The sequence below is a fragment of the Mesorhizobium sanjuanii genome (assembly GCF_002529485.1).
Lineage (GTDB): Bacteria > Pseudomonadota > Alphaproteobacteria > Rhizobiales > Rhizobiaceae > Mesorhizobium > Mesorhizobium sanjuanii.
On the sequence record NZ_NWQG01000194.1, the window covers coordinates 1 to 13,346 of the forward strand.

Below are 13,346 nucleotides of genomic sequence, written 5' to 3' on the forward strand. Positions count from 1 at the left end.
GTGTACAAGACCTGCTCGCCCGGCAACGGACCCGGCTTGAGTTTCCTGGCCGTAGCCTCCGGCTTGCCCCAATAGCCCTTCATCACCGTCGCTCCGCGGATGACAAGCTGGCCGACGACGTCGGGGCCAACCGGCCTGTCATCCTCGTCGACAATCCACATTTCCGTGTTCGGGATGGCGATGCCGACGCTCAACGGCTTTCGTTCCAGATCCTCCGGCGGCAAATAGGTGCAGCGCTTGCATTCGGTGAGGCCGTACATCGAATAGACACGCGCGCCCGGAAACAGATCCTGGAGCATGAGAATATGCTTGAGCGGCAGCGCGGCCGCGGTGTTCGTGACGTAACGAATGCTCGAAAAGTCATGACTTTTCAGCGATTTGAGTTCCGAGAGCGAGGCGAAGATAGTCGGCACGCCGGGAAAGCCGGTAACCTTCTCCTGCTTGATCACGCCAAGGATCTGCGCCGGGAAAGCAAACGAGCGTTCAAGCACCAGCCGGGCGCCGGTGCGAAACGCCATGATCATCTGGTACAGGCCGTAGTCGAAGGCGAGAGGCAGGACGTTGAGGATCACCTCGTCTTCGCCAAGCTCAAGGTAGGAGGCGATCGACGTGCAGGCGGTGATCATGTTCCTGTGTGTCAGCATCACGCCCTTGGGCTCGCCCGTCGACCCCGACGTATAGATGATGGCGGCAAGATCGATATCGATGCAGCGGCGCGCAGGCGCTTTGCTGTAGCCGCCGGCGACTGCGCGATCCCAGCGCACGGCATGCGGCAGTCCGGCCAACTCGTCGTCGTCGATCGGCCCGGAAACGATCACCCGACGCAGTGACGGGCAGTTTCGCGCCGGTTCGCTGAACACCGAATGCAGGTGCTTGTCGGTGATCAGCGCCGCGGGGAGGCAATCGTTGAGCAGATAGTCAAGCTTGTCGCTTTTGGTGAGCGGGTTGACGATGCTGACAACGGCATTCGCCTTGAGTGCGCCCCAGAAGGAAACGACTGTTTCGACGGTGTTGTCGGCGAAGATCATCACGCGATCGCCGCGCGCCACTCCAGCGGCGGTCAGATGATGCGCAATGGCGTTGGCGCGCGCTTCGAGCTCGCCATAGGTGACACGTTGCGTGCCGCACACCAGCGCCACTTTCTCGCCAAGGCGGCCGGCGGAATGGGCGAGGTAGTCATGCAGGAGAGGTACTGCGCCATGCATCATGCCAGAACCTCTTCGCGATGCTCGTGGTCGATGTCGACGCTGAGCGTGCCGGTGCGAGCGCCACCGGGACAGTTCGCGATGAACTGCTGGTGAAGCAACTGCGTCGACAGCACGCCGACCAGCGCCATGTTGTCGGAATTGGACAAGTCGCCATCGCCCCTTCTGGCTCGACATTTGTCCAGCAGTCGCGTGACCGATTTCGGATCGAAGACGTTCGCCGCGCGCAACGCCGTCTCCGAAAGCGCTTCCTGAACATAGGCCGGGGCATCGTCGGCGACGAAGCAAAGCCCGTTGGGCGCCCGGTATGGCTGCTTCTTGCGGGCCACGACTTCCGGCGGCACGATCGGTTGCGCCACACGCTTCAGCACGTGCTTCTCATCGAGGACGGCCAGCTTGTAGGCTGCCGGCAGCGAATTCGCGAGCTTCACGACTTCATCGTCCAGGAAGGGGAAGCGTCCCTCGATCGAGTGAGCCATGAGCATCCTGTCGCCTTGCGAGGAGAGCAGGTATCCCGACATCAGCGTCTCGATCTCGATAAACTGGTCCTGGGCAAGCGAACCCCATCGTGAAAACTCCGCCGGCAGGCGGCCGAGCAGTTCGGAAACGGCATCGCGCTGCCCGGTTTCAGCGCGCATGTCGGCGGAGAACAGCCGCTTGACGGCGCCGGTGGTGTGCCAACGCGTGTCATGCGCAAAACCTGGCGCGCCATGGGACTGGATGTTGCGGCCGAAGAACTGGCGCGCCATGGCTTGCTGGTGCACCGGCGAGCGGCTGAGGTAAGGATAGAGGCGATCGAGCAGCCGCGGGCGTCGTGTCGAAGCGGGCTGGCGCCCCCAGAAGCGGCGGACCTTGCCTTCGCGGAACAGATCGTAGCCGGCAAACATCTCGTCGGCCCCTTCGCCGGTGAGCACGACCTTGATGCCGTGCTCGCGCACCAGCCTGGAGAGGAGGAACAGCGGCGCAGGCGCGGTCCTGAGGATGGGGCGCTCGGTGTGGTAGATCACCTCGGGAAAGATCTCGGCGATATCGTTGCGCGAGACCACCACCTCATGATGCTCGCTTCCGGTCGCGCCGGCGACCAGGCGCTGGAAACGGGTCTCGTCATATTCAGCATCGGCAAAACGCAGCGAGAAGGTCTGGAAACGCTCGCCCGCGAAGCGCCTGCCCAGCGTGGCGACAAGCGAACTGTCGAGCCCGCCGGACAAGTAGCAGCCGACCGGAACATCGGCGCTTACTATTCTCAGGGCGGTGGCGGCTTCGAGAGCGCTGCGCACTTCCTCCACCGCATCATTGAGCGATCCGGTGAATTGACCATCGTTCGGGCCGGAAATTTCGGGATAACTCGGCTTCCAGAACGCCCGCTCGCGAACGGTTCCATTTTCATAGATGCGAACGTGGCCCGGCTTTAGTTCCTTAATTCCGCGAAATACGCTCTGCGGCGGTACGATCGTCCACAATGTGAAGGTCTGGTCGAGACCAACCGGATCGAAGGCACGGGATATGCCGGCATCGGCGGCGAAGATGGCTTTCACTTCGCTGGCGAAGTAAAGCCGACCGCCGTGCTCGCAATAGTGCAGCGGGCAGATGCCGAACCGGTCGCGCGATAACACGAGACGACCCGCCACGGAGTCCCATATTGCGATCGCCCATTGCCCATTCATCCGCTCGAAGGCTGCCTCGCCCCACTCACGATAGGCGTGGATGACGACCTCCGTGTCACTGCGCGTGCGGAAGCGGTGGCCGAGAGCGACCAGCTTTTCACGCAATTCGACATAGTTGAATATCTCGCCGTTGAAGACGATCCATGTCGTGTCGCCCGCATCCGCGAGCGGCTGCTGGCCGCTGGAAAGATCGACGACGGACAGGCGGGCATGCGCCAAGCCCGCACGTCTGTCCCGGTAAAGACCGCGCTCGTCCGGGCCGCGATGCGTAAGTGCTCCTGCCATGCGTATCAATGCGTCTCGCGAAGGAGGCGCGGCAGCGGCGCTCAGCGACACAATTCCGGCAATGCCGCACATCCGGTCAGCCCTCGTCCATCGCGGCAGGCAGCAAGGGCCGGGCGTGAAGATAGCGCGCTGCACGCCGTTTGCTGTCGATGTCCTTGAAGACTTTTTGAACCTGGACCGCGGTGAGATCGGCGGCGGCTGCCACCTCCTCGGCAGAGAGCCCGTGGTTCACACCGTAGAGGCACAGATCCATCAGGTGATAGGGCAGCGCGAAATAGAACTCCTCCTGGCTCTGGGCCATGGAGAAAGTGTCGGTGGTGGGCGGCCGCCGCCGGATCTCTTCATCCACTCCAAGATATTCGGCCAGTTGGTAGACCTGGGTTTTGTAGAGATGGACGATCGGCATCAGATCGGCGGTTCCATCGCCCTGCTTGACGAAAAAGCCCTGGTCGTACTCAAGGCGGTTTGGCGTGCCTGCCACCGCATAGTTGAGGCGGTCCGCGTGGTAATACTCGGTCATCTTGCGCAGGCGCTGTTTGTAATTGGTTGCGGCGACGATCTGCAGATAGGCTGCCGGCGACAGGCGCACCGTGTCGGTCTTGCCCTGCGGATCTTCAACCGTGAGGCGTGTTATGTTGAGGCCGTTGCTCTCGAGAACCGACGCAAGCACCAGCTTGCATTTCCAGCCGTCGCCATACTGGGGAACAGCGGTCTGGATCGCTTCGATCTGTCGGCGATAGGCGCCGATGGCCTCAAGGGGCGCTGCTATGTCTTCCAGGATCGTATCGATGCCAAGCTGGGCCGCGACAACGCGGCCTAGTCTGAGCGAATCGCCGGAGGAATGGTGCTCCGGCATGAATAACCCCAGAACCTTGTCTTTCCCAAATGCGCGCGCGCATAAGGCAGCGACGACGGAGCTGTCTATGCCACCGGAGAGGCCGACAACCACGCCACGACGCCGCAGTGTACCAAAAACCTGCTCGCGCAGGATCTCGACGATGCGATCGACCTCCACGCGAGCATCGAGCACGAGCGTGGCCCTGCTGAATTCTGAAATCAGGTCGATGGTCCTTACTCCTGTATGCGCAGCTCGGCCGCGGAATAGGTTTGCTCCAAAGCGCTCTCGATGAGCGGGCGGTTGGTGGCGAGGTAGGGCTCTGTGACCATATCGAAGTGACTGCCAACGACCGGAACCACATCCAGGCGCGCGAAAGCGCCATCCCACCCAATCGCCAACGGCATTTTGGGACGAGCGCAGCGGAAGAGAGTTGCGGTGATCGGCAGCGTCGGTCTGGGTATCGCCAGCCACTGGTAGAAGGCCCGGCCTCGCAACTGCCCCTGCAGTTCCAGTTTGGTTCTGAAACTCGTCGCGTTGAACTCATCCTGAGCATAGCGATTGAGGATGCGGGCGAGCTGCACCTCGAAGCCCGTTTTGACAGCAACTTTTGCAAGGAAGCGACAAACCATCCGGTCAGCGGTGACGCGATTGGTCCGGATCCGCTGGTATGTGCGGACAATCATCTCCCAATAGGTGCTGCGCTCGCCGAGGAGGCTCGTGTCGAGGATTCCAAGGAACTTTATGGTTCGCCCCGCGGCCAGCAGCCGCTCCGCAACCTCGAACGCGACGGCGCCGCCGAGCGAATGGCCGAGAAGTCTTATGGGACCCGTCGGCTGCGCGCGGCGAATCTGCTCGACCGCGCCCTCGGCCATGTTTGCGACAGTGTTTGGTCCGCGCAATATCATAGCCAAGGCTGGATATCTGATGGGGACCACTCGCGCCATCTTGCCCATCGAAGATGCAAAGGCGGCAAAGCTTGGGCCATAGCCGGCGGATCCCGGCAGCAGGAAAAGAATTGGGGGTTCGTGCTTTTTTACCTGGGCGCGCGGGGCGCTTGCTTGTGCCGACGCGACCACCTTGACCATTTCGCCCATGTTCATACCGACCGTGAACCCATCGAGGCTGAGTTCCTGCCCGATGGCGTTTTCGATTTCCATGACGCAACGCAGCAGCTTCAGCGAGTCTCCGCCTGCGTCATCCCAGCGTCCTGCGGCGACGCGTGTGTTGAGGATATTGTTCCAGACATGCTGCACTATCCGATGGGCGGTCAGCTCGCTGGTATTGGACTGCTGCGCAGGCGGGGCGATCTTCCTGGCTGAAAGATCAATCTCCTCAAGCGCAACCATGTCGACCTTGCCGCCCGGCAGACGTGGAATTGCAGCTATCGTGTGGAACCGCATGGGACACAGCTCCGGCGGCAGCTTCGTTCTGACAAGCCGGCGGAGCTCGTCCGAAAAGGCTGGTCCCGCCCATGGCTGGGGAATGGCGAATGCAACAAGCTCACTTGCCGCCGTCATCATCGCGACGGCATCCTCCACGTCAGACGCGCTACGCAATACAAGTTCGAGTTCGGTCGGCTCGATACGCCGACCATTGATCTTTATTTGGCGGCCCTTGCGGCCAACGATGTGCAGCAGGCCATGGCTGTCAAGCTGGACAAGGTCACCCGTTGCGAATACCCGCAGATCACCATCATCCGGATTCGATGCCACGGGCGCGACGGCGCCGTTCTCCCAATGGCCAAGCAAGACATAAGGGCTTCTTATCAGGAGCTCGCCAACCTCGCCGGACTGAACGCGGCGCCCTCCTTCGTCGACAATCGCGAACATCATTCCTGGGAGCAGCCAGCCAACCGGAACCGAGGTGCCTTCCTCCGGCCAGTCTTGCGGCAAGAACCATTGCGATCCCGTGGTCTCGGTTGACGAGTAACCAATCTGGATGAAGCAGGTGTTCGACACGACTTTGCGCAGCAGGGCGATATCGGCCCATGTGACCTTTTCTCCGCCGATCCTGGCCACTCTGAGCGAGCGGAAGGCGTCGGCAGGTGTGTCCGCCATGAGTGCGCGAAGCAAGGCCGGCACCAGATAGGTGACCGTCACGCCTTCGGATGCCACCAGGCGCTGGACCGCCCGCAAGCCGATGGCTTCGAGCTCGGCAAGATGCAAGGTGGCGCCGGTCAGGACGGCGGCGAGAACCTCCCGGCAACCGGCGATCGTGGCAGGCCCGGTCAAGGGCAAGAAGACATCATCCGAGTTGATGTGGCATGCGTCGACATATTGCTGAACCCGCCAAAGCAGGCTGCGCTGGCTGTTGACGATGCCTTTGGGGTGACCGGTGCTGCCTGAGGTGTAGAGCACCACTGCGGGCGCGTCGACCGAGACTGAACAGGACTGGGGTAGCGGCTGGACTTGCGGCGTGATGCTGGTGGTCGCATCAATCCAGTGGACATCCTGAGTCAGACCGACAGGGCAAACATTGCCATCGCCTATGACCGCCGAGAGCCGAGCCGCGACAACAATCTCGTTGGTTCGCGAATGAGGATCTCTCGTGCTGAGTGGCACGCAAGGCCGCCCAACCGCCATGCTCGCCAAGATGGCCACAGGGTACCAGGCCGAGTTGGCCTGAAGGATCCCGATCGCCTGTCCGTTGGGAACGACGGCCGCAATTCGGTGGGACAGCATCTCGACGGCTTGTAGAAGCTGGGAATAGGTCAGACGGGTGGTGCCGTCGCTGATCGCGAGTTTGTTGGGATGTTGCCTGGTGATGTCTCTCAGGTGATCGAAGACGGGAATGTTCGCAAAATCGACGCCCATGCGTTGATAGGGGCGCAGGACGGGGCCGCCCTGATCAAGTGCGTATTCCGGGACGTTCGACCATCTACCGGGGGTCGTTGGTTGACGATCCGCCTGTAGATCCTGATCCGTCCTTTCTGATGCCAAATACATTGGAGACATGAGTGGCCCACGCTGAGGTTAGGGTCACTTATCGCGCTCCGTCGAAACCTTTTCATCGATCATTCTGATGACGCCGCCACGCCTCAAGGGGGCTGACCGCACGTCCGATAGGGAATATTCGCCGCCATTATCGGCAATCGGGCTTAGTCTTCACGCTATTGTGATTTCACGCCAAGTCACTTTCTTCTTTCGGTGAAAAAGCGATAGGCGTGCGGATGGAGCCGAGAATAGAGCATCTTACTTCCAACGTCCGGCCGCAAACCCCTGTTTATCCTGCTTTTTAACGGGCCAAGCGTTGGCAGCGGCGTGTGCGCCAGAGATAAAGCAATAGGCGAAGATTTGACCCCGGTTCTCGTCCGTTACGCGGATCCAATCCTCTTCCCACGTTCGCAGCGTGATGTGTCGATCCGTCGCCAGGGAAGCTGCTCTGAACGGGCTTGGCGCGTCGATGATGCGGCCCGCGATCACATCATCGCCTTCCATTCGCTCGACAAGATACGTCTCCATCGATGGGCTCCCGGCAGCAACTTTGACGTGAGCGACCTTACCGTGGCCTAATGACACTTTGACTACTGCCGGCACCGGCTTCGTCCGGCGGCCGAATGCGCGCGCTTGTGAGGGATGTCTGGATACGCGGTGGGCACGTGATCGATGCTCATGGTTGCACAGCCACTCGTCGTTCACAAAACTTCGCCGGGATATGCCCCCCACAGGTCGAACTGTTTGACGAAGCCTGACATCGAATCCAGCGCCACGCTGCACCATTGCCCATCGCATCGCCTCAGCTTGACTCCAACGCCAGGTTCGAACCAAGAAATAACAGCGCTATCGAATGTCGGCTTCTTGCGCAGAGCAACGTTGCTCTTGCTCCAAGGAGCGATCACAGCCGTTCGATGCCCTGAGAGAAGCGGTGCATAGATCCATCCGCTGGCTCCGTTCCAATCTCTTACCCGCCGCCAGTTGCCAAATTGCTGGTAAATCTCAAGGGGAATGCCCGGTCGGATGTAGACCCATTCAACGCTGTAGCCGACACCAGGGCCGATCCGGAGGTTCGCGGGTGAACTTTTCAAAGAGACGAAGCGAGGTAGAGGGAGGCCAGTGGTCTCGGCTCTCAATCCTGTCGTCGTTGCAGATGCGGCGAGCAAGGCGGCGGTGAGAGCAAATCGAATGAGTGCCCACGATATCAGAAGTTTCACCGTACTTCTGAGAAAGGGGAGCCCGCCTGGATTCAACATTCTCTCGCCGGGATGAGGGACATGCGCCATCTGAAGTCACGAGGCGAGGGCGCGCGCCATATCCAGGCACGCGCCAGGAATCGTTTTTGCTCGATCTACACGTGCGGTGTGACTATCACGTTCACGAGCAGACCTTCTTCAGCCGCTTGTCTGGGAAGGTGAAACGCTGCGCGCGGGTATAGCGTCCATCGCAGCCAGCTTGTCTGCACACAGGTCTGCCGCGCCGGGCGCTTTGTTTTTCATGCCGGCCAGGTTGATCCAGCCGCCATCGGTAATAAAGCTGTCGCGCTGATAGGACGATGTCTCCTTCAGTTTGGCCAGGTTCTGGCTCGCGTCGGCCGCACTGACAAATTTTTCGACACACAGATTTGCCACCAGTTCAGCCCGCGCGTCGCGAGCGGACATCAGCGCCATCTGCTTCGCGGTTCCGCCTGTCGTCCAACCGCCCGCGGTGAAGCCCAGGATCATTGTCAATATTGCAACGCCTGCCAGCGACCAGAACCAGAGTGTCTTGGATGGCTGATAGGCATCCCAGCGTTGCGCTATGGTTCGATTATCTTCCATTGTTCTTCCTTTCAGCCACGCGCATCACGGATAGGCACCCCGCCATGAGGAACCCTTCGAAAGTAGGAGCGGCGACGAGCCTCGCCGTCATGTGGGGTATACCGAGGCGGACCAGAAACTATTCCAGCCCGCTCGGATTTTTATCGATAGGGTGCTAAGAGCCTGGGCGCCGCGCTCGGTTTTAGAACATTGATTGCATCCGGCTGGACCGGACCGCCTCACACCCCAGGTCCCGTAAAAGGGGTCTGCACGAAGGTGTCGACGACTCCTCGCATCAAGCCAGAAGCGCGAGAACTAACAAACGGCTCGGGCGGACCAAGTTGGAAGCCTCTTGGTGCCAGCAAGAGCAGGATGACGGCAATCGCTATCAGCAGGATAACGATTGCGGCATTGAAAAACTCTCTCATCCTTTTGCCATCCGAGGATCGACGCGCTTGGGTGATGTTTCTCCAAGTCGGTTGGGCGATTTGACGGAGCGACTACGCCGCACCGACAGACATCGCTCAACGAGCCGAATGGCGGCATCTATTTGCAAGTCTTGCTTGCGCTTAAGGCGGCGGTTAGCCCCATCAGCGAATAGGCGTACTGGGTCTGCGTACCTCGCCACGACGTGGCCGACAGTTTCATTTTGCTGGCTGCTCGCATGGCACTGACCATTGATCGATCCTCCTCGGCGTTCGGCAGCCATGCCTTGTTGTCTTGGGTAAACATCGAGAAGCGCTGGTTTGCGATCGCCACATCGATTTCCGATCCCGGCTTAAGCCGATACCCCATGATGGCTTCGGGCTGTTCATCGTCCGGCGCCTGCGAGACTATGACAAAATTTTCACCATGATCGACACCCGCCGGCAGTTTGGAAACGGGGACACTCAGGACGTAGCAGCGTTTTGTGTCAGAGCGATAAGAGTAGACGCCCCATGCGCCGTGCTGAGAGAGGAGTCTGGGGTCAGCCTGCGCCCAAGTGATCGAAAGTAGCAAAGATGCGATGCTCACTCCAACTGCTTTGATGGTCATCATTTCCTTCCGGCTTCATAGCGCTACAAACTTGGTCAAGGTGGTTTTCCCGTACCGCCGAGATTTGATTATGGGGTTTCTCAATGCGGTCATTGGAAATCCTGGCCACGGTCAACTCGGGCCGTGCTCCGGCCTGATAGAGCTGCCCCCTGATAGGGCGTTGGGTATTGCTTCCGTGAGAGCAACATTTGCCCTTCAGTAATCACGGATCGCAATAAGCCGGTCCCCTTTAACAGTGGCGATAACGAGATGGGATGCCCATGGATAGTATCGTGGCAAAGTCGCCGCCTGGTCAGTCAGTGTTGCGCCATCAAGGCCGCACAATTCGCCTCCGAGTAGTCGAGCATGATCGCCTTTGCCATCCACCACGGCTATGTACTCTCCGTCGTACGGGTAGCCGATTAGCGCAATCTCCTCATAGTCTTCCAACTTCCGCATACCCGTCTCGTGTGCCGTCCAATGCATCTATGGTCAGCGGGGCCATGTGGCCGCCAACCTGGCGTAATTAGTTAGGTGTTTTTCATCTGGCCGAACGGCCCAGCGGTCATGGACAGGGGGACAACCGCTGGGCCAATGAGAGCGCGCTCCTCCCGACCGCAAGCACTGACGTCGTCGCGATCATCAGCACCCGCGCTGCGCTCCCAAGATGGCGCTGCCGCTCCCAGCATAGGACGATGGCCCGTTACTCGATGCGCCACGTCGAAGTTCATTCTCATGCGGCGTATACCGAGCGTGGCAGGAAACTATTCCAGCCTGACGGCTATTTTTCGGGACGTTGGCGCGGGAGACCAGGGGCTCCGCGCCTGCCGCCCCGTTGACTTGAAGTGGATCACTCCGCAAACACGGGCGGATCGGCCCGGCACCAACCCCGCCGGAAATGCCGGGCCGCGAGGACACGCCCGCGGGTGCGCTTCCTCGAACAGCATCATTCTTACGCGTGTCTTTCGTCGAAATCCGCGACGTTGATACGTTCCTGTTGTCATCTCCCAGGATGCAATTATTCACCGCCGGTCAGATTCTCGTTAGCACAAACTAACAGAGCAATTCGCTGAGTTTCGGACGTTTGTTTCCGGGCCTGCGTAAGCCACAGCACACGTCGCTCCGACGACATCGCTCGCATGGCCGAGCGCGCGGCGGCGGTGATTTCGTATCCGCCGCAGCGAGCACACTGGAATTCGACCGTTCGCAAGATAATGTCGGCCGCGAGCGCGGTTTCTTCGCAAACCGGGCAAGTCGACGAGTAGTACCGCATGGCTCCTATGGTCGGTGACGGAAGCCGTATCATGCCGCCCGCCCCGGAGCCTCAGCTCCTGAAGATGGCTCAGGGTTTTGCGGCTGGGGCGCCATGCTATTTGAGGAGATGTCTACCCTGCGCCGAGTGCGGCCATGTCGGGTCTCATATGATACGAGCAGTCGGTCAATCTTCCTTGCAACATCCGGTGCGGTCTTTTCCAACTCTTCAAATGCCCAAGTCACGAATTCCTCAGATAGCCTGTCTGGCCGATATAGAACCACCTCACGTGGGTCTGCAGGATCACTGAACGAGACTCCTACATCTGCACCAAGAAACCCCACGAAATGTTTCTGAATTTGCTCGGCAGACATGCAGCTTCACCTTCCTCTGGCTGGTGGTTGTGGGTTCAGTGGTCATCAGCCCCTTCTCTTGGACGCAACGTTCCTCCGTGTAGCAACTTCGATTTCCTTAGCTTCCTTCTCAAGTCGGTCGGGGGCGGCGGGGCCCATCAAAGCGTAGGCTGTGCCACCAGATTGCCAGTAGACGGTCGGCACCCGGCCATCCGTCGCGGGAGTTGGAGGTATGGCGTCTTCGCCGCTCATCGCGACCGCAACCAGAGTGATCCGGCCGACGCTCGGCGTATCGGCCGTCACGACAAGGCTCTGCTGCCCGTTCCAAGGCTGCACCTGAACATCTTTCACCCGCCATGTCGCTGGAAGATCCGGCATGCTGATGTTCATTGCGCCGACCAGTCGTTCGATCTTGTCCTGCTTTGGTTCACTGCCTTTCTCCGGGCCGGCATTCAGTTGCGCCACACGCAAAGCATCACGCGCGGCGAGAATGAAATTCTCGTCCGTGGTTTGGCCTCCCTGCCGGAGAGGCAGTGTCAATGAGTTGGCCGACCAACCCACCAAAACGAGCAAGGCGGCTGCCGTTTGCAGCTTGAGCACACTGAATATCTTTCGCCGTCGAAACGCACTCTCCAGTCGCTTTGCCTTGTCCACGCTGGCACGCGGCGGGAAAAGCCGCTGCGGTTGAGCGACGCGCAAAGCTTCCATGCGCTGCGCTTGCGCAAACACGTCCGCCGCCAGTTCCGGCTCCAGGGCAAGACGGGCCTGGAGGTCGGATCTCTGGGACTGGGTCAGTTCCCCGTCCAGAAAGCGGTTGATCTCGTCCTCGGAAATGCGGTCACTTGGCCACATCACGGCCTCCTACAACTTTCAACTGGGAAGGTGCGCAGTCGCGCAGCTTTTCCATGTTGTTTTTCAGGGCAGCACGTGCGCGGCTCAGGCGGGACATGACAGTTCCCTGCGGTACGCCGAGCACCGTTGCGGCATCAGAATACGTGAAACCCAGGACTCCAACCAAATGGAGAACTTCGGCTTGCTCCGTAGGTAGTTCTGTCAGCGCCTTTCTGACATTGGAGAGTTCGGCGCTGTGCTCCTGCGACGGCAATAACAACGGGTCGGACTGCTCCGCATAGGCGGCAATCCGCCGCCTCTCTGCCTTCGCACGGACCGCACTGGTCAGAAAGGTATTTCGCACGATTGTGATCAGCCAGGGCATGAGAGGACGCGAAGCGTCGTAACTACGAGCCAGGGAGAGAGCACGAGCAAGCGACTCCTGCACCAAGTCGTCGGCGTCTGCGTCATTGTGCGTAAGCACTCGACCATACCGCCAGAGATCCTCCAAATGCGGAGTGACGTCGAAGCTCGCTTTCATGTGCCGTATACTGAGACGATGGAGAGACTATTCCAAGCGTTGGGCTTTTTTTCCTCAAGTGGCCCTGGCACTGGTGTACCTTCGAAGGACGGGCAGGCCGTGGACCGCAGCGGCGTGAGTAAGAACAAGTTTTATAAAGCCGATGTCGATACCAAGAGTCATCAGTCCGGCACCTTGGGCGGCGCGGTCACGACCAAAACGAATGAGCCGTTCGCGATCGAGCGTTGCGAGGTTGCACTTCCCCGGATGCCGTTGGAGCATATCGAGGGCCGCGGCCTTGGAGCGGCGAGGGGACTTGCCTACATCGCACATGTCGTCGATATGAAGGTCTATCAGTTCGCCGAAGGTTTTCAGGCGCGCTATGCGGGACTTGGTCGGCGTCTCACCTCGATCGAACTGGCGCTCAGCGTCGGTTGCCGAGCGTCGTCGCTGACGTAGCGACCTTTGCGACGGACCTGGACACGCCAGGAACCGGACGAGAGCTTTGTGTAGGTGGCCATTTTTTCGTATGCGCTCCGTGTGCACTGAGAGATCGAAACCTGGCGAAAAGGGTCCTATTCTGGCGTAAATTCGTGTGCACCCGGCAGGTTCCAACGATTTGATGTTAAAGAAAAAATGCTGAAAAATCAGG

The 13,346-nt window shown here is 59.8% G+C and carries 11 protein-coding genes; 1 reads left to right on the forward strand and 10 read right to left on the reverse strand.

Annotated elements, in window-relative coordinates:
• From CN311_RS25385 to CN311_RS25440, 10 genes are all read right to left on the reverse strand, one after another.
• Window positions 1-1,208, reverse strand: a 1,208-nt coding sequence (locus tag CN311_RS25385; RefSeq protein ID WP_165779843.1) for an AMP-binding protein, incomplete at its 3' end; no start/stop codon positions are given.
• The gene (gene asnB / locus CN311_RS25390) at window positions 1,205-3,226 is read right to left on the reverse strand and encodes an asparagine synthase (glutamine-hydrolyzing) (protein ID WP_097576413.1); all 2,022 of its coding nucleotides are present in this window, start codon (window positions 3,224-3,226) and stop codon (window positions 1,205-1,207) included. The genes asnB and CN311_RS25385, both read right to left, overlap by 4 nt.
• Window positions 3,227-3,230: 4 nt before the next feature.
• Window positions 3,231-4,214, reverse strand: coding sequence for an NAD(+) synthase (gene nadE / locus CN311_RS25395; RefSeq protein WP_165779847.1), 984 nt, complete (start codon window positions 4,212-4,214; stop codon window positions 3,231-3,233).
• 11 nt (window positions 4,215-4,225) lie between these two features.
• Complete coding sequence (locus CN311_RS25400; RefSeq protein WP_165779844.1) at window positions 4,226-6,946, reverse strand: AMP-binding protein; 2,721 nt, start codon at window positions 6,944-6,946, stop codon at window positions 4,226-4,228.
• Window positions 6,947-7,183: 237 nt separating this feature from the next.
• Window positions 7,184-7,453, reverse strand: a complete 270-nt coding sequence (locus CN311_RS25405) for a hypothetical protein (protein ID WP_165779845.1) — start codon at window positions 7,451-7,453, stop codon at window positions 7,184-7,186.
• Between the two features lie 173 nt (window positions 7,454-7,626).
• Window positions 7,627-8,142, reverse strand: coding sequence for an SH3 domain-containing protein (locus CN311_RS25410; protein ID WP_245440948.1), 516 nt, complete (start codon window positions 8,140-8,142; stop codon window positions 7,627-7,629).
• Between the two features lie 177 nt (window positions 8,143-8,319).
• Complete coding sequence (locus tag CN311_RS25415) at window positions 8,320-8,745, reverse strand: hypothetical protein (RefSeq protein WP_097576416.1); 426 nt, start codon at window positions 8,743-8,745, stop codon at window positions 8,320-8,322.
• A 525-nt stretch (window positions 8,746-9,270) separates the two neighbouring features.
• Complete coding sequence (locus CN311_RS25425; RefSeq protein ID WP_133117258.1) at window positions 9,271-9,759, reverse strand: invasion associated locus B family protein; 489 nt, start codon at window positions 9,757-9,759, stop codon at window positions 9,271-9,273.
• 1,650 nt (window positions 9,760-11,409) lie between these two features.
• Window positions 11,410-12,195, reverse strand: a complete 786-nt coding sequence (locus tag CN311_RS25435; protein ID WP_097576420.1) for an anti-sigma factor family protein — start codon at window positions 12,193-12,195, stop codon at window positions 11,410-11,412.
• On the reverse strand, window positions 12,182-12,715 hold the full coding sequence (locus CN311_RS25440) for a sigma-70 family RNA polymerase sigma factor (RefSeq protein WP_097576421.1): 534 nt from the start codon (window positions 12,713-12,715) through the stop codon (window positions 12,182-12,184). The genes CN311_RS25435 and CN311_RS25440 overlap by 14 nt, the downstream gene beginning before the upstream one ends.
• Window positions 12,716-12,814: 99 nt before the next feature.
• Here CN311_RS25440 and CN311_RS32720 point away from each other — a divergent pair, with 99 nt between their 5' ends.
• Window positions 12,815-13,153: a hypothetical protein gene (locus CN311_RS32720; protein WP_165779846.1), complete on the forward strand. Its 339-nt coding sequence runs from the start codon at window positions 12,815-12,817 to the stop codon at window positions 13,151-13,153.
• The last annotated feature ends 193 nt before the right edge of the window (window positions 13,154-13,346 follow it).

Bases quoted from the DNA above. Each gene is read 5' to 3' on its own strand.
- asnB (WP_097576413.1), bottom strand. From the start codon at position 3,226: ATGTGCGGCATTGCCGGAATTGTGTCGCTGAGCGCCGCTGCCGCGCCT.
- CN311_RS25400 (WP_165779844.1), bottom strand. From the start codon at position 6,946: ATGTCTCCAATGTATTTGGCATCAGAAAGGACGGATCAGGATCTACAG.
- CN311_RS25405 (WP_165779845.1), bottom strand. From the start codon at position 7,453: ATGGAGACGTATCTTGTCGAGCGAATGGAAGGCGATGATGTGATCGCG.
- CN311_RS25415 (WP_097576416.1), bottom strand. From the start codon at position 8,745: ATGGAAGATAATCGAACCATAGCGCAACGCTGGGATGCCTATCAGCCA.
- CN311_RS25425 (WP_133117258.1), bottom strand. From the start codon at position 9,759: ATGACCATCAAAGCAGTTGGAGTGAGCATCGCATCTTTGCTACTTTCG.
- CN311_RS25435 (WP_097576420.1), bottom strand. From the start codon at position 12,195: ATGTGGCCAAGTGACCGCATTTCCGAGGACGAGATCAACCGCTTTCTG.
- CN311_RS25440 (WP_097576421.1), bottom strand. From the start codon at position 12,715: ATGAAAGCGAGCTTCGACGTCACTCCGCATTTGGAGGATCTCTGGCGG.